The organism is Mucilaginibacter sp. FW306-07-L, assembly GCF_058782065.1.
The window spans coordinates 791,988-814,282 of sequence record NZ_JBYSXI010000003.1 but is presented as its reverse complement, the minus strand read 5'-3'; the positions used below and the strand labels follow the sequence as shown (position 1 = coordinate 814,282).

Annotated in this window: 19 protein-coding genes; 16 read left to right on the top strand and 3 right to left on the bottom strand. The window is 45.3% G+C overall.

Features of this window, described 5'->3' with window-relative positions; translation table 11 throughout:
• Positions 1–62: 62 nt before the first annotated feature.
• The 3 genes from AC3WJC_RS18825 (at position 63) to AC3WJC_RS18815 (ending at position 3,688) form a co-directional block, all read left to right on the top strand.
• Entirely contained in the window at positions 63–2,138 is a 2,076-nt protein-coding gene (locus AC3WJC_RS18825) for a beta-galactosidase (RefSeq protein WP_492400663.1), read from the top strand.
• A 272-nt stretch (positions 2,139–2,410) separates the two neighbouring features.
• Positions 2,411–2,896, top strand: coding sequence for a cyclophilin-like fold protein (locus AC3WJC_RS18820; protein ID WP_492400662.1), 486 nt, complete (start codon positions 2,411–2,413; stop codon positions 2,894–2,896).
• Positions 2,897–2,959: 63 nt separating this feature from the next.
• Positions 2,960–3,688 (top strand): dioxygenase family protein, encoded by a 729-nt coding sequence (locus tag AC3WJC_RS18815; RefSeq protein ID WP_492400661.1) that lies wholly within the window; start codon positions 2,960–2,962, stop codon positions 3,686–3,688.
• A gap of 275 nt (positions 3,689–3,963) precedes the next feature.
• Here the strand turns inward: AC3WJC_RS18815 and AC3WJC_RS18810 are convergent, their stop codons facing one another.
• Complete coding sequence (locus AC3WJC_RS18810; protein WP_492400660.1) at positions 3,964–5,061, bottom strand: alpha/beta hydrolase; 1,098 nt, start codon at positions 5,059–5,061, stop codon at positions 3,964–3,966.
• A gap of 357 nt (positions 5,062–5,418) precedes the next feature.
• Between AC3WJC_RS18810 and AC3WJC_RS18805 the strand changes: the two genes are divergently transcribed.
• The 13 genes from AC3WJC_RS18805 (at position 5,419) to AC3WJC_RS18745 (ending at position 19,230) form a co-directional block, all read left to right on the top strand.
• Positions 5,419–5,880: a cyclophilin-like fold protein gene (locus tag AC3WJC_RS18805; protein WP_492400659.1), complete on the top strand. Its 462-nt coding sequence runs from the start codon at positions 5,419–5,421 to the stop codon at positions 5,878–5,880.
• A gap of 69 nt (positions 5,881–5,949) precedes the next feature.
• Complete coding sequence (locus AC3WJC_RS18800; RefSeq protein ID WP_492400658.1) at positions 5,950–7,182, top strand: NAD(P)-dependent alcohol dehydrogenase; 1,233 nt, start codon at positions 5,950–5,952, stop codon at positions 7,180–7,182.
• A gap of 384 nt (positions 7,183–7,566) precedes the next feature.
• Positions 7,567–7,902, top strand: coding sequence for a winged helix-turn-helix domain-containing protein (locus tag AC3WJC_RS18795; RefSeq protein WP_492400657.1), 336 nt, complete (start codon positions 7,567–7,569; stop codon positions 7,900–7,902).
• A 73-nt stretch (positions 7,903–7,975) separates the two neighbouring features.
• Positions 7,976–10,561: a TonB-dependent receptor gene (locus AC3WJC_RS18790; protein ID WP_492400656.1), complete on the top strand. Its 2,586-nt coding sequence runs from the start codon at positions 7,976–7,978 to the stop codon at positions 10,559–10,561.
• Between the two features lie 14 nt (positions 10,562–10,575).
• On the top strand, positions 10,576–11,571 hold the full coding sequence (gene moaA, locus AC3WJC_RS18785) for a GTP 3',8-cyclase MoaA (RefSeq protein ID WP_492400655.1): 996 nt from the start codon (positions 10,576–10,578) through the stop codon (positions 11,569–11,571).
• 35 nt (positions 11,572–11,606) lie between these two features.
• Positions 11,607–12,752: an XdhC family protein gene (locus AC3WJC_RS18780; RefSeq protein WP_492400654.1), complete on the top strand. Its 1,146-nt coding sequence runs from the start codon at positions 11,607–11,609 to the stop codon at positions 12,750–12,752.
• Position 12,753: 1 nt separating this feature from the next.
• Positions 12,754–13,338: a nucleotidyltransferase family protein gene (locus AC3WJC_RS18775; RefSeq protein ID WP_492400653.1), complete on the top strand. Its 585-nt coding sequence runs from the start codon at positions 12,754–12,756 to the stop codon at positions 13,336–13,338.
• A complete protein-coding gene (locus AC3WJC_RS18770; RefSeq protein ID WP_492400652.1) occupies positions 13,328–13,561 on the top strand; it encodes a MoaD/ThiS family protein in 234 nt (77 codons plus the stop codon). Before AC3WJC_RS18775 ends, AC3WJC_RS18770 begins: the two co-directional genes overlap by 11 nt.
• 12 nt (positions 13,562–13,573) lie before the next feature.
• Entirely contained in the window at positions 13,574–14,674 is a 1,101-nt protein-coding gene (locus AC3WJC_RS18765; RefSeq protein WP_492400651.1) for a ThiF family adenylyltransferase, read from the top strand.
• Positions 14,656–15,123: a molybdenum cofactor biosynthesis protein MoaE gene (locus tag AC3WJC_RS18760; RefSeq protein WP_492400650.1), complete on the top strand. Its 468-nt coding sequence runs from the start codon at positions 14,656–14,658 to the stop codon at positions 15,121–15,123. The genes AC3WJC_RS18765 and AC3WJC_RS18760 overlap by 19 nt, the downstream gene beginning before the upstream one ends.
• 186 nt (positions 15,124–15,309) lie before the next feature.
• Positions 15,310–15,777 (top strand): (2Fe-2S)-binding protein, encoded by a 468-nt coding sequence (locus AC3WJC_RS18755; RefSeq protein WP_492400649.1) that lies wholly within the window; start codon positions 15,310–15,312, stop codon positions 15,775–15,777.
• A gap of 1 nt (position 15,778) precedes the next feature.
• Entirely contained in the window at positions 15,779–17,881 is a 2,103-nt protein-coding gene (locus AC3WJC_RS18750; protein ID WP_492400648.1) for a xanthine dehydrogenase family protein molybdopterin-binding subunit, read from the top strand.
• Positions 17,882–17,961: 80 nt separating this feature from the next.
• Entirely contained in the window at positions 17,962–19,230 is a 1,269-nt protein-coding gene (locus AC3WJC_RS18745) for a PQQ-dependent sugar dehydrogenase (protein ID WP_492400647.1), read from the top strand.
• A 219-nt stretch (positions 19,231–19,449) separates the two neighbouring features.
• Here AC3WJC_RS18745 and AC3WJC_RS18740 read toward each other — a convergent pair whose 3' ends face one another.
• Positions 19,450–20,046, bottom strand: a complete 597-nt coding sequence (locus AC3WJC_RS18740; protein ID WP_492400646.1) for a hypothetical protein — start codon at positions 20,044–20,046, stop codon at positions 19,450–19,452.
• 784 nt (positions 20,047–20,830) lie between these two features.
• Complete coding sequence (locus AC3WJC_RS18735; RefSeq protein WP_492400645.1) at positions 20,831–22,180, bottom strand: FAD-binding protein; 1,350 nt, start codon at positions 22,178–22,180, stop codon at positions 20,831–20,833.
• Positions 22,181–22,295 lie beyond the last annotated feature (115 nt).

Below are 22,295 nucleotides of genomic sequence, written 5' to 3'. Positions count from 1 at the left end.
TTTGACGAATGTGTTTATAGAAAAAGATCATTTGTGTATGTTATCTCAAAAAATTAAAGCCAATGAATAACTTTAAATTATTTGCCTGTATTTATTTGTTTACAGTCTTTATTATTAAGCCGGCAGCAGCACAACAATTTAAAAGCGGCAAATTATTGTACGGCGTAGCTTACTATGATGAGTATATGCCTGTTGAACGCCTGGATAAAGACGTCGCGATGATGAAAGCTGCCGGAATTAATGTGGTCAGGATAGCTGAATCGACCTGGAGCACGCTGGAACCACGGGAAGGGGAATTTGATTTCACTCATATCGACCGTGTTTTGCAGGCTATGCACGGTGCCGGTATACAAGTGATTATCGGTACACCAACCTATGCCATCCCTGCCTGGCTGGCCGCAAAGTATCCGGATGTACTGGTTACTACTTCGCGCGGACAGGTTGGCTTTGGAACGAGGCAGAATATGGATATTACAAACGAGCATTACTTAAAAGCCGCTGAGCGGGTGATTCGTAAATTACTGGCACATGTTAACGGGCATCCCGCAGTAATAGGCTATCAACTGGATAACGAAACCAAAGCCTATGGAACGGCAGGGCCTAACGTTCAGCATTTGTTTGTAACGTATTGCAAACAGAAATTTCACTCACTTGATACACTGAACAAGCTATGGGGCCTTGATTATTGGAGCAACAGGATCAATACCTGGGAAGAGTTCCCATCGGCGAATGGTACCATCAATGCCAGTATGGCGGCAGAGTTCGCAAAGTTCCAGCGGAAACTGGTTACTGATTTTTTAGCCTGGCAGAACAGTATCGTCCGGGAGTATAAACGACCGGAACAGTTTACCACTCAAAACTTTGACCTGGGCTGGAAAGGCTATTCATTTGGCATTCAACCGGAGGTCGACCACTTTGCAGCAGCCGCGTCACTGGATGTAGCCGGAATAGACATTTATCACCCATCGCAGGATGAGTTGACTGGCGTGGAAATATCATTCGGAGGAGATATGACACGTTCGATGAAAGGCGGTAAAAACTATTTCGTACTCGAAACCGAGGCGCAGGGTTTTCCGCAGTGGGTTCCTTATCCGGGGCAATTGCGTTTACAGGCTTTCAGTCATTTAGCTTCCGGGGCTAATATGGTTGAGTACTGGCACTGGCACTCAATTCATAATTCAGCGGAGACTTACTGGAAAGGGTTATTAAGTCATGATTTTTCGCCCAACGCAACGTACAACGAAGCGAAGATCATCGGGAAAGAATTTGAACGGCTCAGCCCGAAACTGGTCAATCTGAAGAAAAAGAACGAGGTCGCGATTCTTTATAGCAACGAAGCGCTGACTGCCTTTTCTAACTTCAGTCAGGGGATGTCCTATAACGACATTCTAAGGTCTTTTTACGATGCCTTTTATAACATGAATGTAGGTACTGACCTGGTTGATCCAACGAGTAACAATCTCGAAAGCTATAAGCTGATCGTGGTACCGGCTTTATATGCCGCGCCGGATAGTTTACTTCGCAGGCTCAATAATTATGTAAAAAACGGTGGCCATATTATTTACTCTTTTCGCAGTGGTTTTTCAGATGAGAATGTTAAAGTCCGTTATTCGCGGCAACCGGGTGTCATTGCCGAGGCGTGTGGTATAGGTTACGACCAGTTCACGGTACCAAAGAATGTGGGGGTGCGAAGCAGCATTTTTAAAATTTCGGGGGCAGATGCGCAAGCCAGGCAGTGGATGGAACTGGTCACGCCTACAACCGCGAAGGTTTTAGCCTATTACGATCATCCGGTGTGGGGTAAATATGCGGCCATCACAGAAAATCAATTTGGTAAGGGGCAGGCGACCTACATAGGATTTATGCCATCACAGAACTTAGTGAGTGAAATCATTGGTGACGCGGTGAAAAAAGCACAGATCAGCAAAGATAGTGAGCTGAGATTTCCGCTTATCAGTAAATCCGGTACAAATGAAAAAGGTAAGCAGATACATTATTATTTTAACTATTCAGCCTTACCAAAAGTGATAACGTATTCCAGGAAAGCAGGTAAGGAATTGTTGACCGGTAACGAAATCAAAATGAATGACAATCTTAAAATCGGTCCGTGGGATTTAAAAATTATTGAAGAGCACTAACAACGCTTAATAACGCTCACGATTACAATTTATAACGGGATTTTATTAACCGGAATCTGTCATCAATGATTTCCGACAACATCATAGCGCATAAATATTTCAGGATACCAAATAATAGTCCTAATGATATAGAACTTGTACACTTCCGGTAAAAATTTGATGTAGCTTATTTAACAACAATTATTGCGAAGTGACTTCGTATTGTTTGAAACCATTAAGCTTATGTTTGATTATCTTTATAGCTACCGCCCGTGATCAGTTATTTTTGTATCATGAGAAAGATAATACTACTACTTTTTTCAGCGGTTATGCTTAACAGCGCATTTACCTCATGCAGCAAAAACGGTGATGATATGAATGGCAGCAACGATACGGAAAATAGCAATACCGAACCTAACGTCGCTACGGGTAGGATCACCATCACTGCAGGTGGCCAAACATTCAACGCTACATTAGCTAATAACGCCACAGCCAGAGCATTTCTCAGCCGGCTTCCGTTAACACTCGATATGCAGGATCTAAATCATAACGAGAAGTTTTTTGATCTTGCCCAAAGCCTTCCCACAAATGCCTCAAATCCCGGGTCAATCAATAATGGAGATATCATGCTTTACGGCTCAAATACCTTGGTGCTGTTTTATAAAGGGCTATCAACTTCTTTTAGTTACACCAGGATTGGACGGGTTGATAATCCATCTGCGCTTGAAGCAGCTTTAGGCGCCGGGAATATTACGATCACATTCACGGCAGTCCCTTAAGGTCATCTTATAAAATATTTTATAGCTGATCACAATCAGACAGACGAGTCCGAACCATTGGTCATGTTTCCTAACGCAGGCTTTACAGATAAAAAAACAAATATGGATAGAAACTATTTTTTAAAGAAAAGCCTCTTAGGCTTGGGTGCTATAGCAATTTTGCCAATAGCCACCTCTTCCTGTTCCAAAGGCAGTGAGGGCAATAGCTCGGGCACTATAGATGAAGCCAATAGTGGCAATTGTGCGGTTTCACCAGCCGAAACGCAAGGCCCTTTCCCAATACGAACACCGGCTCAATATGTACGTGCAAGTATTATTGGAGACAGGACGGGCGTTCCACTTCTCATGACATTAACAATACAAGATCAAAGTAATGGTTGCAGTCCGCTTGCTAATGTATTAGTGGACGTGTGGCAATGTGACAAAGACGGGTTATACTCTCAATATACCACACAAACGGGAGCCAATTACTTGCGTGGAAGACAAACCACGGATAATAACGGGCAGGTGTCGTTCATCAGTATATTCCCGGGGTGGTATCCGGGCAGAGCGCCCCATATTCATGTAGAAGTATTAACACCTTCCGGAAACTCACTTTTAGTCACGCAAATCGCTTTTCCGGCTACCGCTTACACGTCTGTTTATTCTACAAACGGTTATAACGGAGTGCCGGATACCTCCAACACCCAGGACAGTATCTTTGCCGACAGCCTGAACAGAAATATGGCTGATTCAATTACCGGAAATAATACAGATGGTTATACCTTGACTAAGAGGATTATTGTAGCTTAAGTAATAAAAAGAGAGAGATAAATATCCGGTTTGGCTATAGCTGGACCGGACATTTGCATGTCACTGCTTTGCAACAGCTTTATTTTAAAATCGATATTTCCCGGTTTGAATCTTACGGTATAGTTTGTTTTATAAGCAGGAATAAGCGTAACATTCCTATCTGAAGGCAGGTGTGATATCCGTACATATTTTGTTCAAAAGCCCGCTGTCAAATATGGCAGCGGGCTTTCTTCTGTTTATATTCGGCGTTGTAGCGGAACCTTAACATGCAGTTCCTATTTAAGATTAGCTTTAAAGAAAGACGCTAACTTGTCAAAGGGGATAAGATCTGTTTTATCATATAAGTCAACATGCCCTGCATTAGGAACAATCACCAGTTCTTTAGGTTGTCCCGCTAATCGGTAAGCTTCCTCACTAAACTCTCTGGAGTGGGCATGGTCACCAGTGATAAAAAGCATCGGGCGGGGAGAGATGGTTTCTATATCATTAAACGGGTAAAAGTTCATAAATTTAGTGTTACTGCTTAAGGTAGGGTGCGTGGTAAGCGCTGAAGATCCGCCCTTCGGCGTGTACTCGCCACGTTGGGTTCGATAGAATGCATAAAATTCACGCTGGATCGGATCGGTATTTTTATCCAATTGGTGCACTGTTCCACCAGTATATTTTACTTTGCCGCCTGTAAATTCCACATAGCGTTGCTCTGCCGCCTCTTCGATAATCTTTTTGCGTTGTTCAACCGTTTGCGAATGGTGTAAAGCATTACGGCTGGCCGCCCCCATATCATACATACTAACGGTCGCGATAGCTTTCATGCGGGGATCGATCTTGGCGGCACTGATCACAAAACTACCGCTCCCGCAAACACCAATAATGCCAATTTTTTCACGATCTACGAAAGGACGGGTTCCCAAAAAATCAACGGCTGCGCTAAAATCTTCTGCATAAATGTCCGGAGCAACAGCGTTTCGTGGCTCACCCGCACTTTCACCCCAAAAAGAAAGATCAATTGACAGGGTTATAAAACCACGATCGGCCATGTTGGAAGCATATACGTTAGCACTTTGTTCTTTGACAGCACCCATTGGATGACCGACGATAAGTGCTGCGCTTTTACTGTTGCTGTCTAAATTTTTGGGTACAAACAAATGGCCGGACACAGTCATATGATATTGGTTGTTGAACGTAACGGCATACATGGTTACGTTATCACTCACCTTAAAGGTGGTATAATTCTTCGGTGATATTTCTTTCATCTCTGTTTTTTTTGCTGGTTCTTCTCTAGCCTTATTTTGCTTGCTATCCTGTGTTTGATTGCAGGCCTGTCCAAAAAGGATCAGAAAACCTGCTGCTATTAACATTTTTAAGTTTTTCATATAAATTTTTATTTAAAGTGGCTGAATAGTATTCGGGTAGATCAACTTACCTCAAAGTATGGTGTTCTTATTCAGTAGCCTGAATGATCAATACACTTTTGAATCCTTTACAGACAATACAAAATTACATCTGTTCCGCTAAATCGGTTAAAGAAATTCAATGCAAAAACTAAGAAATTCAAATAATTTAAAGACGAAAAGCTACTTGATTTAGAAGAATTAATAGCGGGTTCAATCCATTAACAATGATTTTTATTTGAAATTCTTAGCTATCGGTTTGAAAATTGTTATCATCTGGCTTTCTTAAAGGCATAAATTTGCATTATCAATTATAAGTTGATCACAAATTATAGTAGTATGAATAGCAAACGTCTTTTACTGATATCATTGCTAGCGAGCCACAGCCTCTTTGCGTTCAACAGGACGACTTTGCAGCACAAAGCCGACCATGTCAGGATCGCTCCGCAACAAAACAATAAAATGAAAATAAAAATTGGATCAAAGACCTTCACAGCTACACTGAATGATAGCGAGGCATCAAAAGCATTGAAAGCAATGCTGCCGCTGACATTGAACATGGACGATGTTAACAGCAACGAAAAAAAATATGATTTTCAGAAGAGCTTACCCGGTAATCCACACAAGCCAGGCAGGGTCAATGCTGGCGATCTGATGATCTGGAGCGGAAACACGCTTGTTTTATTTTATAAAAGCTTTTCAACGCACTATAGCTATGTCCAACTGGGACGAATCGATGACCCGTCAGGGCTTGAAGATGCACTCGGTGCAGGCAAGGTGACAATAACTTACGAACTATAAAACGGGAAGCGAAGATTGGGTTCTAACTATGTTCGACTACCCGGTAACAATATCAAACATCTATCTATCATGGAAAACAATAAAAACAACGAAGAAAACAAGATTAACACAGGAATGGACAGACGGGATTTCCTGACAAAGTCTGCCTTGTCAACCGCTGGCGTAATGGCAGGGAGCACTTTGCTTGCGCCGCTTGCCGATGCCCAGACCAGTAAGAAAGCTGTTGCGGCGTCGAAAAACAGCAGCAAGTTTGGGCCCTATTCCGCCAAGGGAATGGCCGCTTATTCACCAGATGGCCCATTAAAATTAATGACGTTTGAACGCAGGGCCTTGGGTCCGAAAGACGTGGCGATCAAATTGCACTTTTGCGGTGTTTGCCATTCTGATATTCATACGATACATGAGGACTGGGGAAAAGTTCAGTTCCCTCAGATCGTAGGCCATGAACTCGCAGGAGAAGTAGTCGAAGTCGGCTCAAGCGCGAGCAAATTTATGGTAGGTGCCCGGGTAGGTGTCGGTTGTATGGTCAACTCCTGCAAGCATTGCACGGAATGTTTAGCCGGCCATGAGAATTATTGCCTGAACGGCAATGTGCAGACTTATGGTTCAAAAGACAGGGACGGATCGATCACCCAGGGTGGCTACTCTACCTTCGTTGTTGTGGATGAAGACTTTGTTATCAATATTCCGGATGCCATAACACTCGAAGAAGCGGGGCCACTGATGTGTGCCGGTATTACCGTATATTCTCCGCTGCGCAGATGGGGCGTGACAACAGGAATGAAGGTAGCCATTTTAGGGATGGGCGGATTAGGCCACATGGCGGTAAAACTGGCTAAGGCAATGGGTGCGGAAGTAACCGTCTTTACGACATCTCCCGACAAGGTTGATGATGCCAAAAGGTTCGGTGCAACCAATGTAGTGATCAATAAGGAAGGCGCTGATTTTTCCGCTTACAACCATAAATTCGATTTTGCCCTCGATACCATTCCATACAAGCATAACATAAAACCCTTCATCCCGCTCCTTAACCGTGATGCGACATTTTGCCGGGTCGGAGTTGGTAAAGTTACCGATGATATCGAAACAGGCCAGATGAGTCTGGTCATGTACCGAAATGCTATTGCCGGATCAAATACCGGGGGCATAAGGGAAACCCAGGATATGATCAATTTCTGTGCGCTCAACCAAATCAAGCCTGAAATAGTAAAAATTCCGATGAATGGAATTGATAACGCTTGGAAAACCGTTGTGAACAAAAAGGCACGATACCGTTACGTGATCGATGTCCAGTCAGTGTAAGCAAAGCAGCAAATCATATTATGCTTGTTTAGGTTTTTTAAAGCTTGAGTCGGTCACTGTAAAACAATAAGCCGGATTATCCTATCGAGTTAAGTTATGCAATTAGCAATAAGAAGCAATGTTGTAACCAGCAGTAAATACACTATTTAAAGGCCAAGTATCCGTAGATTAGTTTGATTATCATAATCAGTGACTTTATTTAATACTTAGTTTTACGTGAAGTAAAGTATTTTCCAGCCGAAGCAATATTAAGACGATTGATATCACTGTAAATGGCTTGTTGCACCAGGCAGAAGCTGACCTAAAGAGTAAGATTTTAGCCCCTTTTTTATAACTCACCATGCATGGGCATAGCCATGCATGGTGAGTTTACACTAATACGACATGAAGCTACAGTACAACGGCAAACTTTACCTGCAGGTCAACGGTGAACGAGTGTTCGGCCCGGGAAGGGTCGAATTGCTGGAAAGAATAATTATTTCAGGATCGATAAGGACAGCCGCCAAAGAGATGAAAATGTCATACCGGCAAGCCTGGCAATCCATAGACCATATGAATACGCATTTCGGACAGCCGGTGGTTATTGCAGAACGTGGTGGGAAAGGTGGTGGTAAAACAATTATTACACCATTTGGCATGAAGCTCATAGCGGAATTTAAAGCGTTCCATGAAAGGTTTCATGAATTTTTAAAATCAAACAGTCTTCAGATCAAACCATAAGACATTTTTTTAAAATTCGTTATTCACTACAGGGAATCACGATATTTAAAAATCTGTAAATATATTACAGCACATGACCATTTTTATAAGACCTGGATTTTTCCTGTTATTTCTTTTGTTACCCTTTGTCCTGTTTGCGCAGGTACAAACGGCTAAAGACAGTACCAGGAAAGCGGATTCTATCAAAACACGTTCTCTACAGGAGGTGGTGGTATCTGCCTCGCGTACCGCAGAGAGCATCCTGAAGTCGCCGGTTAGCATAGAGAATGTAAACACAAATTTTCTTAAAAACACGGCGTCACCCTCATTCTTCGACGCGCTCGAAAATGTAAAGGGTGTACAACTGCTTACCCCAAGTTTAGGCTTCAAGATCATCAACACCCGGGGTTTTGCCAATACCACCAACGTCCGCTTTACACAACTAGTCGACGGCATCGATAATCAGGCACCACATCTTGGTGCACCAATCGGGAACGCCCTGGGGCCAAGCGACCTGGATATCGAACGGGTGGAGATCATCCCGGGAACCACATCTGCCTTATATGGACTGAACGCTGTAAATGGTTTGGCTAACTTCATTACCAAAAACCCGTTTACCAGTACAGGTATTACCATACAGCAAAAAACAGGTATCAACCATTTAGGCGATAACAATTCCAGTGTCAAACCTTTCTCGGAAACCAGTTTCCGGATCGCTGAAAAGCTGTCGAACCGTTTTGCATTTAAAATCAATGCCAATTACACCAAAGGATCCGACTGGATCGCTGCTAACCGGACTGACCTCAATCCTAATGCGAACGCAAGTATCGGTATTCCCGGGGGCGTCGATAACCCGGCATACGACCCGGTCAATGGATATGGCAACGAGTCCTCGAACCGCCGGACGATCACCCTGCAAGGGAGAAGATATGTGGTTGCCCGGACGGGTTATGCGGAGCAAGACCTGACCGATTATAATGTCCAGAACATCAAGGCCGATCTCGGCCTCTATTACAAGTTAAGCCCGAGGACTACCCTGAGTTACACCTATCGTTTCGCCGACCTGGATAATGTTTACCAGCGCGCCAACCGGTTTGCGCTGAAAGATTATGTGCTCCAACAACATGCCTTAGAGGTTATAAACGATATATTCCAGGCACGTGCTTTTGTGACCAGCGAAAATACCGGCAAATCCTATAACCTGCGTTCAGCAGCTGAAAACCTGGACCGACGTTTTAAAACTGACGACAATTGGTACGCTGATTACACGAACGCCTTTAACAGCGCAGCGGGTGTGGCCGGCACGACAACTATACAAGCGCTTAACCAGGCAAGGACAATGGCGGATCAGGGCAGGTTACAACCAGGTACGACCGCCTTTCAACACAGTTTGAACGAACTCGCAGACATTAATAACTGGGACCGGGGCGCAGCATTGCGCGTAAAAGATGACCTGGTGCATGGCGAAGCACAGGTGGATATTGCCAGGGCGCTTGGCACGAATTTCAGGCAGCGCACCGGCCTGGAATTACTGGCCGGGATGGATTACCAGGCTTATCTTATCCAGCCGGACGGCAACTACTTCGTGAACCCTGTAGGGAGCGATCCCAACAAGACCTTTTCCTACGGCAAGACCGGCGGATTTATACAGGTGGGCAAGAACCTGTTTCACGAAATGCTGAAACTGACCGCAACCCTGCGGGCTGATAAGAACGATTATTTCCAGGTTAAATACAACCCGCGTTTTACGGCGGTGTTGACGCCGGATGACCACCAAAGCATCCGCATGTCTTACCAGAGCGGCTCTCGGTTTCCCAGTATTTTTGAGGCTTACTCCAACGTGAACAGCGGTGGCGTCAGGCGGGTTGGCGGTCTAAGGGTAATGTCAAACGGCGTATTTGAAAACGCGTACCTGCGCAGTTCCATAGACCGCTTCCAGGCCGCTGTAACCAACGATTTCAACAATGGCGGGCTAACGACGGCTCAGGCTATCGAACAGGAGAAAGGATTATTGGTCAAAAACTACTACAGCTACCTGCAGCCTGAACATATCAAGTCACTGGAACTGGGTTACAAAGGGATATTCCTGGCACGCACGCTCAAGGTGGATGCTGACGTTTACTACAATAAGTACAACAATTTTATCGCGCAGATCGAGATGAACGTTCCGGGCACCACCCGTCCGGATTCAATTCCTTATTACCTGAATAACCGCAACCAACAAAGCCGCTACCGCATATATACCAATTCGCGCAGTGTCGTGTATAACTATGGTGGTAGCCTGGGCTTAAGTTACCTGTTTTTGGACAAGTACACGATCGGCGGTAACGTAGCTTACGCTAAACTTAGTCGTACAAATAATTCAGATGGATTTGAAGATGGCTTCAACACGCCTAACTGGATCACCAATGTTTCCTTTGGCGGTGAACATGTGATCAGCAGCCTGAGCTTTAATGTGTCTTACAAACACCAGAGCAGTTTTTACTGGCAGTCTTTTTTAGTAAACGGCAATGTACAGGCTTATGGCAATGTAGATGCACAGGCCAACTATGATTTTTTAAGCGAACACCTGAATATCAAACTTGGCGCTACCAACCTGCTGAATCAATATTACAATTCGTTTCTCGGGGGCCCTGCGGTGGGTGGCATGTATTATACCACCTTAACCTACAAACTTTAATTAAATTAGCTGGAATGGATGCCAATCAACTGATCGATCAACATGGAAGGAAGCTGGATTACCTCAGGTTATCCGTGACCGACCGCTGTAACTTCCGATGTTACTACTGCATGCCGGAAGAAGGAATTGACTTTGCACCGCGTAAGGAATTGTTGTCATTTGATGAAATGTACAACCTGTCTGCCCTCTTTGTCGAAATGGGGATTCGCAAGATCCGTATTACCGGCGGTGAGCCTTTTGTGCGCAATGGAATTATTCCCTTCCTATACCGCCTATCCGCTTTGACTGATCTGGAAGAGATCACCATTACCTCTAACGGGACATTATCGGCCAGGCATCAAAGCGCCTTAAAAGACATGGGCATCCGTAAAATAAATATCAGCCTGGACTCACTTGACCCTCTCCGCTTTTTCAGGATCACCCGCAGGGATAGGTTTCAACAGGTTTATAATGGAATCTTTGACCTGCTCCATAACGGGTTCGAAATAAAACTCAATTGCGTGGTGGCTGAGAATAAGAACGTGGAAGACATCATGCCTTTTATTGAATTGACAAAAGACCATCCGCTGTCGGTACGCTTTTTGGAGGAGATGCCATTTAATGGCAGTACGGAAAGTAATGGAGGGGAACTATGGGATCATCTTAGAATCTATGAGCATATCGATTCACATGGAATTGGCATTATTCCTTTAGTTGACCCTGTTCATTCCACCTCGGTCAATTACCGGGTAAAGGGCTACCAGGGATCGTTTGGCATCATCCCATCCTTTAGCAGGACTTTTTGCGGCACCTGTAACCGTGTACGGCTATCAGCAACAGGCGAATTGCGAACCTGCCTGTACGGGCCGCCGGTTGCTAACCTTCGCGACCTGATCCGTGGAGGCACAGGTGAAACCGGGTTAAAGAATCAGATTCTGTCTGCCATCAGTCAAAGGGCTAAGAACGGCTTTGAGGCAGAAACAATGAACGGAGCAAATATTCACACCTCAATGTCGTCTTTAGGCGGATAAATCAAAAAAAGAACTTCACGAAAATATAACCTAACATGAAAGAGCTTAAAGCGATTATAAAAGCTTTCGATGAAGCGGAGGCACTGGGCAAAAAGACTGCGCTGGCCACGGTTGTTATGGTCGATGGATCGTCCTATCGGAGGGCGGGTGCACGTATGCTGGTTACCGAAGATGGTCAAATGACCGGCGCGATCAGCGGAGGTTGCCTGGAGGGAGATGCTCTGCGAAAAGCCCGTCTTGTAATAGCGCAACAGAAAGCGATGCTGGTTACTTATGATACTACTGATGAAGATGACGCCAAACTGGGTGTTGGACTGGGCTGTAACGGGATCATTCAAATTTTGATAGAACCTATAAATAACGGTGAGGCTACAAACCCTATTATATTACTCCGCTCTTTTCTTGGTAAACGCGACCCTGCTGTTCTGATCACGGTATTTAATTTGGATGACAGGCATAAAACCCAATTCGGAACCTGCATGCTGATCGAGAAGGACGGTTGCGCCGCAGGTGAATTAGCCCATGAGATCATGTCCAAAGAAATTTTTAAAGATGCGGTAGACGTTTTTCAACAGGGTAACCGGGACCATAAAGCTTACCTTTATCAAAACGGCTATACCTGCTTCATTGAACTGCTGGAACCTGCGATATCATTGGTGATTGCAGGTGCCGGAAACGATGCTTTGCCACTTGTTGAAATAGCCAAGGTTTTAGGATGGACCGTTACACTTGCAGACGGCCGGGCCAATTATAATACCCCAGAAAGATTCCCATTTGCCGACAATCGGATCATTGCAAAACCGGAAGCTGTACTAAAGGAGTTACAACCTGACGAACGCACGGTTTTTATGCTGATGACGCATAACTATAATTATGATCTGGCACTGCTGGAACAATTACTGCCATTAAACCCGCCATATATTGGGGTATTAGGCCCCAAAAAACGACTCGACCGGATGATTGAAGAATTAAATTTAACGGCATTAACCGCAAAAATGCCGGAAAGCCTGCATGGACCGGCGGGTTTAGATTTAGGCTCTGAAAACGCGGAAGAAATAGCCCTTTCCATTGTTGCCGAGATACAGTCCGTTATGAAGCAGCGTGACGGAAGGCCACTAAAAGAAAAGGTGCTCGTTCATCAACGGACACAGCGCCTAAGATCGCTAAAGCAGGAGAATTGAAATGTTAACTATAGTTATATTAGCTGCGGGTGCATCCAGCAGGCTGGGTAAGCCAAAGCAAAATTTAGTATTCAAAAACCTGACTTTGCTGCAGCAAGCTGTAATTAATGCGCAAAAGGTTAGCCACAATGTGGTGGTTGTGCTGGGTGCTAATTATGAGGCTATAGCCGGTAGCATTGATCATCTCGGAACGGTAATTCTGCATAATGCCGAATGGGCCGAAGGAATTGCATCGTCCATAAGGATAGCGATATCCCAACTATCGAAGGAAACACAGATTCAGTCCGTACTGTTCATGGTCTGTGATCAACCGTTTGCCAATGCCGGGTTCCTGCAGTCCGTAGCGGATACAGCGGAAGCATCTGACCGCAACATCATCGCCAGCGGATACAGCGAGACCATCGGCGTACCGATGCTTTTTAAAAGGCAGTATTTTGAGAACCTGAAAGCGCTGAAATGCGATGAAGGCGCTAAAAAAATAGCAATGTCCCACCAGGACGATCTGCTTGTCATCCCATTCCCAGAGGGAGCTATCGATATCGATACTGAAAAGGATTACCAGGCATTTAAAAAACATGAAAATTAATATTATCAGTTTCGGCAGCATAGCCGAAGTCATTACCGGGGAAAAGAAGGACCTGGAAGGCGTTGAAGACACGGACCAGCTCAAAAGTTACCTGGAAGACAGGTATCCTCAATTGAAAACAATGCGATACATCTTAGCGGTGGATAGCCTTCAGGTGCAGCAAAATATACCAATAAGCGACGGCGCAACAGTGGCCGTCATGCCGCCTTTTTCCGGCGGGTAATTATTATAATTGATGAACGAACGATACAGCAGACAAATTGCATTAAAAGATTTTGGCCAGGCTGCACAGCAAAAATTGTCAGCAGCCAGTATCCTGGTCATCGGTGCCGGGGGGCTGGGCTGTCCGGCTTTGCAATATCTGACCGGTGCCGGTATAGGCACTTTGGGTATAGCTGACGGCGACCATGTTGGACTGACCAACCTGCATCGCCAGGTGTTATATGATACAGCAGATATCGGCCGGCTGAAGGTCGATGTCGCATCCGGGAAATTAAAGGCTGCAAACCCAGAAATTACGATCAATAGCTACCCAATCTTTATTGATGCGCAAAATATATCAGGAATCATTGACCTGTATGACATCGTGTTGGATTGCAGCGACAATTTTAAGACCCGTTACCTGGTGAACGATACCTGTGCAATGCTGGGTAAAACCCTGATCATTGCAGCCATTTCCGGCTACCAGGGGCAGCTTGCCCTATTCGCCGAAAGTGCTGATTCATCAACGCGGACTAACTACCGGGACCTGTTCCCTGTACAGCCCGGGCCAAATGAAATACCCAATTGTACGCATAACGGGGTTTTAGGCGTATTACCTGGTATCATGGGAACGATGCAAGCAGCAGAGGCTATCAAATTGCTCACGGGTACCGGCAAGCCGCTGATCAACCAGTTCCTGCTCTATGACCTACTGGAGCAAAGCATTTACACCATGCGCATATCTCCCGCAGCAGCCGGTTCCTACACCCTGTCTGAAAACAACAGTGAGCTTTTGCAGAACTTCTGTGATGAAGGCGCGGCGGATGGCGATCCTGACATTGCAGAAATAGACGGCAAGCGAATGAAAGAGCTTTTACAGGTATCCACTACGTTGGTGATCGATGTCCGGGAAACGCATGAACTCCCCGTGCCGGACATCGCGCATATAAGGATTCCGATGTCTGTCTTGCAAACGGCTGATAGCAAGGTTGATGTCGCGCAAACCCTTATCCTGATTTGTCAATATGGGATACGGAGCATGGCTGCGGCGAAGTTGATGAAGAACAAATACGGTTCAGAAAAAACCATTTATAACCTAAAAGGCGGTTTTGCCCGTTGGAACCATTATTTATAAGTATCATGAGCAATAAAAAATCACCAAACATATTTAGTAACGGACCAATTGCGCCATTATTTATCGCAGAAAGTATTACCAAACACAGTACCAAAACGAGTATCGGTGCACACCAGATCTTTTTAGGACAGGTCAGGCAGGATGAGATCAATGGGAAACCGGTCTCCGGGATAGCATATACGGCTTATGAGAAAATGGTTACTCAAAAAATGGCTGTGATCAGAGAAGAGATCTTTGAACGTTATCCCTTATCCTGTATGCATGTTCACCACAGCCTTGGCTTTGTAAAAGCCGGAGAGATCTGCCTGTTCGTTTTTACGTCATCGGCGCATCGCCGGCCCGCCATAGAAGCTTGTAACGAACTGGTGGAGCGGATAAAAAAGGAGCTGCCGATCTGGGGCAAAGAAGTATTCGAGGACGAAACGTATCAATGGAAAGAAAATACCTGAGTAGTATTTCGGTACATATTATTCCTTCTGACATATACAAGCAGCACGCATTTCAGCTGTGTTTGAAAATTGCAGCGTTTTATTTGAATATCTTAATGACAAAATGAGTCATATATGATAGTTTTATAGAAGAAAACATAAGCCGGGATGTTAACCCGGTTCGCACCTTCTAAATTGTAAACGATCATGCCCAGATACACGCTTTCTGTCAACGGAAATGTTTTATCAGCAGACGCAGATGCTGACACCCCCTTACTATGGATACTTCGCGACCATTTAAATATGGTGGGGACCAAATTTGGTTGCGGTATAGCACAATGCGGTGCCTGCACAGTTCATGTGGACGGACAGGCGGCGCGCTCCTGTGTACTCCCGGTTTCGGGAGTAGGAAAGCGCAAGGTCATTACGATCGAGGGGCTAAGTTCCACAGGTGATCACCCGCTGCAGCAAGCCTGGGAAGAGTTGGATGTAGCACAGTGTGGTTATTGCCAATCCGGCCAGATCATGTCTGCGGCAGTATTATTAAGAGAGAAGCCGAATCCCAGTGACGAAGACATCGATAATGCCATGGGCGGAAATATATGCAGGTGCGGAACTTTTACCAGAATACGAAAAGCGATCCATTTGGCAGCTGAAAAAAATAAAGCAAAGTAACATGAAACCAGCTATATCCAGAAGACATTTTCTTAAAGTCTCCGGCATATCGACCGGGGGAATGCTGCTGAGCTTTTCTTTTCTCAGCCAGGCGGTAAAAGCAAGTATTGATGCAGAACCCGCTTTTGATCTTAACATGTTCATCAGGATCGGTTCCGACAATTCGATCGTACTACTTGCACCGAATCCCGAGATCGGCCAGGGCGTAAAGACATCTTTACCGGTTATTGTCGCCGAAGAACTGGCTGTTGACTGGAAAAAGGTAAAAGTTGAACTGGCACCACTTGATGCTAAATTTGGCAGGCAAACAGCCGGAGGAAGCGGATCGGTCAGGGGCCGTTTCACTGCCTTGCGTACCGCAGGTGCCACCGCCCGCGAGATGCTCATAGCCGCGGCCGCCCAGACATGGAACGTGCCGGCTACAGAATGTACGGCCGATAACGGAGAAGTACTACATCAACGCAGCGGAAAAAAATTAACCTATGGCAAACTGGCATCAAAAGCCGCCACGATGCCCGTGCCGTCAAACCCTGCATTGAAGGTAACTAAGAATTTTAAACTCATTGGCACCCGCATTACAGATGTGGATGCGCATAAGATTACCACAGGTAAGCCTCTCTATGGCATTGACACACGCCGTGAAGGGATGTTATTTGCCATGGTAGCCCGGCCACCGGCCTACGGTAAGACACTGGTATCGGTGGATGATTCTGCCGCCCGCAAAGTGAGCGGCGTTAAGCAGGTTATTAAACTTAAAAATTCGGTGGCCGTGCTCGCTACTTCAACCTGGGCAGCCAAAAAAGGACGTGCAGCATTGGTCATCGAATGGAATACAGCAGAGAAACTTGAAAACAGCGCGGAACATTTTGCTGCCTTTAAAGAAATGCTCGACAAAGGCGCGCCATCCGCAGCAAGGAATGACGGGGATGTTAATGCTGTTATACAAAGTGCAAGTAAAGTACTGGATGTAACGTATGAACTACCTTCGCTCTCTCATGGGCAGATGGAACCGCTCAATTTTTTTGCTGATGTACGGAGCGGTAAAGCAGAATTGTATGGCCCGACACAGGTTCCGGGGCAGGTACGAAGTGAAGTATCAAAAGCATTGGACATTCCTGAAGCAAACATCACGGTTGGTGTACCGCGCCAGGGCGGCGGTTTCGGACGTAAATTAATGCCTGATAACGGCCTTGAAGCAGCGTTGATCTCTGCTGCCGCACAAAGCCCCGTTCAGGTTCAATGGACGCGTGAAGATGATATGCAAAATGATTTCTATCGTCCAGCAGAGATGTACCGCTATCGTGCTGCACTTTCCGAAGACAGTCTTATCGGATGGCATCAGTCAGGTGTCGGTATCGGCGGAGGGCCTCGTGGAGATAGTTATGTGGCCGGCGCGCTGGCCAACTATCGCTCGGACGGGCAAGGCTTAAAGAGTAACACGCCAACAGGCTGGTGGAGGGCACCGGGCGCCAATACCTTAGCCTTTGCGGCAGAAAGTTTTATGGATGAGGTTTGTTCGGCATTGAAAAAAGATCCGGTCGCCTATCGTCTCCAGCTTTTAGCAAAGGCCCAAACAGAACCCATCGGGCGTCTTGGCTATGATCCTGAAAAATACAAAAGCGTAATCGATCTGGTAGCCAAAATGAGCGACTGGGGAACTACTTCTGACGGCATGCACAGGGGATTCGCGACCTGGTTCTCTTTTGGCTCTTACGCGGCGCAGGTTGTTGATCTGAAACTGGTAGATGGAAAACCAAAAGTAATGAAGGTGTATTGTGCAGTGAACTGCGGAAGGGTCATCAATCTGAGCGGCGCCGAAAACCAGGTTGAGGGTGCCATCGTCGACGGTATTTGCCACGCGATGTTTCCCAAAATAACATTTGTTAACGGGGCGGTAGCTGAAAGTAATTTTCATGCTTACCGGTTTCTCCGAATAAACGATGCGCCCTTGGCCATTGACGTAAAATTTGTTCAAAGTGAGGATGCGCCGACTGGTTTAGGTGAACCTGGCCTTCCCCCGGTTGCGCCTGCCCTGGCAAATGCTTTATTTGCTGCAACCGGTAAGCGGTACAGAAAAATGCCATTTGCAGAACATCTGGCGTAAGCCTGAAACCTATCCATGTCATTCATACCGCAATGCTTACGGGTTAGTCGCGTAAATACTGCCATTTATTAAAACATATCATGAAAGTAATAAACAATTCTTTCCTTAAAATAATCACTTTTTTTGCCGTTAACCTGCTATACCTGGTTACACTGCAAAGTTGTTCAAAGAATAACGGCACATCAGATAATGAAACTGACCCAACCAATCCAACAACGAGCGTAAATCCTGTAGAAACCGGCCGTGCAAATGCCAGTTACAGACCGGCTTTTGACGGGCAAACAAGGATCTCAGGCGTACGGACAACAACGGCTATCCAAACGAGTGTCCTTACTTCTTCACTGACTGCTCCCTGGGGAATCGCTACGCTTCCTGATGGTCGTTTCCTGATCACGGAGAAAGCGGGCAACATGCGGATCGTTACTTCGACAGGTACGGTTAGTTCGCCCATAACCGGGTTCCCCGCGGTCAACGGTTCGGGGCAAGGCGGTTTGCTGGATGTGGCCGTGGACCCGAATTTCCAATCGAACAGAATGATCTACTGGACATATGTCCGTTCTGTCACTGGCGGTAATGCGATAGCTGTTGGCAGAGGACGGTTATCGGCTAACGAAAGCGTTATAGAGTCACCCACTGTCATCTACAGTTCTACCACACCTTCTTCACAAACCAGTAATTACGGCTCACGGATCATATTTGACGGCACGGGAAACCTGCTTGTGTCCTTCGGAGACCGAACCTCTAATGAAGTACGGATTGAAGCGCAGTCGGTCAATAGTAGTATAGGTAAGGTTATCCGCATAACGACCAATGGAACGGCCGCCGCTGGTAACCCTGCCTTTAATCAACCAGGCGCCTTGCCGGAGCTTTATACCTTAGGACATCGTAATCCCCAGGGTTTGGCTATTCACCCGGTAACCGGTGACATTTGGGAAAGCGAACACGGACCGCGCGGTGGTGATGAGATCAATCGGCTGCAGCCCGGAGCTAATTATGGATGGCCGGTGATCAGTTACGGCATAGAGTACAGCGGGCAAGCTGTAGGTGCGGCCATCCAGCAGCAAAATGGTATGGAGCAACCTGTTTATTACTGGGATCCGGTGGTATCACCAAGCGGCATCACGTTTTATGCAGGTACCCGGATACCGGAATGGCAAAATAACCTGTTTCTGTGCTCTCTTACACAAACGCATATTATCCGGTTGATTATCCAAAATAACCGGGTCACTGGAGAAGAAAGGTTACTGACCGCAGAAAACCAAAGATTCAGAGATATTATACAAGGCCCGGATCAGGCACTGTATGCGATTACAGATCAGGGAAGGTTATACCGGATCGACAGGCAATAGGTAACCCTTATCTTCCTATGGCAGCATAAGCCATCTATCCTAAATTTTTACTGTTTAAGCAGAAACTACCTATAAATTTTATAAATGACTGGTATGTTATCGCGCAAGCATCAGGGGACAAGACAGCTATATCTTTGAAAGAACTACCGATGTTTCGAATATTCCTGATCTGTGACAGTTGACAGTTCAGGCAAGTTATAAGGCAGGCGATCATATTTGCTAATTCGCTAAAATCACCGGGCCATTAAAAATCACTGGGCACATACCACTGCTTAACGGTAATTCCGAAGCATCCGACTGCTTACAAGAACTAAAATTCTTTAAAGCAAAATGCATGATCTGCAACAGCAGTTGCTGGAGATATTCATTTTTGAATAGATATCCGCCCCTGGACACATCCTCAATCTTTTCCGTGATCAGTAAAAGGTCGTCTTTCTGTAGTGCCGTCAGCGGATAGCACACCTGAGATCGCATGTGTTGTAAAGCACAGCCGATTAACGGGCACTCATTCGGCCTGAAAAATTCCTGACCGATTATTAAGGTCAGACCCGACCTCGCCTGCAAAAAGTTTCTCCGTATCACATTTTCTCCGGGCTTGATGATGTGAAAAGTGGCATCTTCTTGGTCATCGAACAGCACATTACAAATCAGCCAATTGGCATCCATTGCCAGCGGCAATGCGGATAAGATCATGAAGTCCCGAAATCGCTCGATTTTCAGCTCATGATTCCCATTGACGGGAGTCATATTCTTACCTGAAGCCCATTTCTTACTTACATTTTCGCCTACCGAATCAAGCCACTTATTAAAATCCATTGTCATTATCCTCGTTATTAATCATACATTATTAAGATGATCACGCATATACCTGAAGCGCGGCTTACTCGTTAAATTCGGTGGCGGATTGATGATCCCGACGTGAGCAGAGTATGAAAAGATTCAGCCAGCGAAGAGGTCAAAATCATTGTTGTCGGGGATACCTGTAAAGTGCGGCAATCCGTTTCTACGGCATCGATTTTAATCTTTATGCAAAGTTAAGACGGCATCAACTGGGAAGTTAAAGAAAATCAAACCATTAATTAAGAAAATCAAATGATTGTACACATCCGTAGCCCGCCGCTATGGCAGCTTGCGGTTCACGCCTGATTGCCAAGGCAAAATAACCGCATATGTTCATTGGCCGTTTGTTCAAAGGCGACAATTCGATCTAAGGAATCTTAGGATATGCAAACATGTCAGCAGGGTACTCCGAAATGTCTGATATTTTAAAAAGATGATGCTTCTGGCGCTAAATATAACGCTAAACGGGGGGACTATGCCCGTCCCCCCGGAGGAAATTTTGCGTATCTCAATCGTTTACCTATTGAGGTTCGCTGATTCAAATGAAGTGCTTCGTTATCTTATCACTTATTTGGTTATTTTCAATTCTGCTTAGGCATCTTTTAAAGGTTAAGTCACATTCCCCCGGCGCAGTTCCCGGACTTGATTTACCGATCTCAACTATACCTCATCGTAACTCTTTAAAACGAAACACTTTGACTTTATTTCACGAATATTCCATGATAGGAGATTGAACACTTAAATTGGTTAATTTGTCTGGTTAACTGTATAAATTCTTACTCAAAAAATCATTACGGAATTTGCCTTCAGGATCATAGCTTTCAACAAGTTTTTTGAATTCGGGCAGTTTGTTAAATCTGGATTGTAAAATCTTGGGATCAATCGTGAATACTTTCGCCCAGTGTGGACGAACATTAAAAGGTGCCAGTTTTGCTTCTATCAATGAAACGACACTGTTAACTGCATCGATATCCTGCTTCCAGGTAAAATGAAAGGCGACACAGTCCTGCTGATAGCATGGACTCATCCACAAATTGTCAGCTTTAATGGTTCTGATCTCCGTTATGAAAAGATGTGGTGTAATTTTTTCATTAAGTTGCTCAATCGCCTTCATGGCCTCATAGGCATGCTCAATACCAACAAAAAATTCTGATTGCAATTCTTTCCCGGTGCTTGGCTTAAAACCCATTTTAAAGTGTGGCATCCGCTCGTACCACGGTCCGGGAACACCCATCTGATCAGTTACATTCTCTGCGGATTGGTGAATTACAGGATGAACATTTTTATTCGCCGCTTTCGCGCCAAAAAATTCAGCAGCGATTTTAGCCGGAGTCTTACCTGTCGCTTTCTCAATCAGCCAGATTTCACTTATATTTTTATTGGCCCAGTTGGTGAAAAGACTTACGCTATAAGCTGACGATAAAATGGCAAGCATGTTTTTCTCCAGCGTCTGCATCGGCATGTTTAGATATACTACTTGCGTCATGTCGAAGGTTGGCACCAGGTCCAGGGTTATTTTCGTAACAATTCCCAAAGCACCCAGGCCAACAACAGCTCCATAAAAGCTGTCGACGTTATCTTTATTGTTCAGGTTTACAATTTCCCCGTTGGCATTGATAAACTCAATTGCAGATACACACGTCGCCAGGTTTCCGTTATTCACGCCTGAACCATGTGTAGCTGTGCTCACCGCGCCTTCAATGGTAATGTGAGGAAGTGAAGCGAGGTTATTTAAGGCAAAGCCATGCTCATGCAAATAAGGAGCGAGTTCACTATACCGTATGCCGCCCTGAACAGTAACCGTACGCGCCGTTTTATCCAGTGAAATGACCTTATTTAGACCAGATAGGGAAATCTGATTGGCATCGCTGTCAGCGATACGGTTAAAAGAGTGTCTCGAACCTATGGCCCGGATCTTTTTGCATTTCTTTACCACTTCCTGTATGTCTTTAACGGATTGGGGATAATGGACATTTTCTGTACTGAATTCTATGTTGCCAGCCCAGTTTTTTAGTCTTGAACGACGGGGAGCCAGGCAACCGTAGAAAGGGGTAAATGCAGCACCAGTCAATAGTGCCGCCGACATTTTTAAAAAAGCTCTTTTTTTCATCTATTATTATGTGTTTACTGGCGCATTGGGGATAATTATATGATTACAATGGTTTATCGCTGTTCCTCATTTGCTACAAGTCGCCAATATTTAAAACAGTCTTGCTTGTATTTGA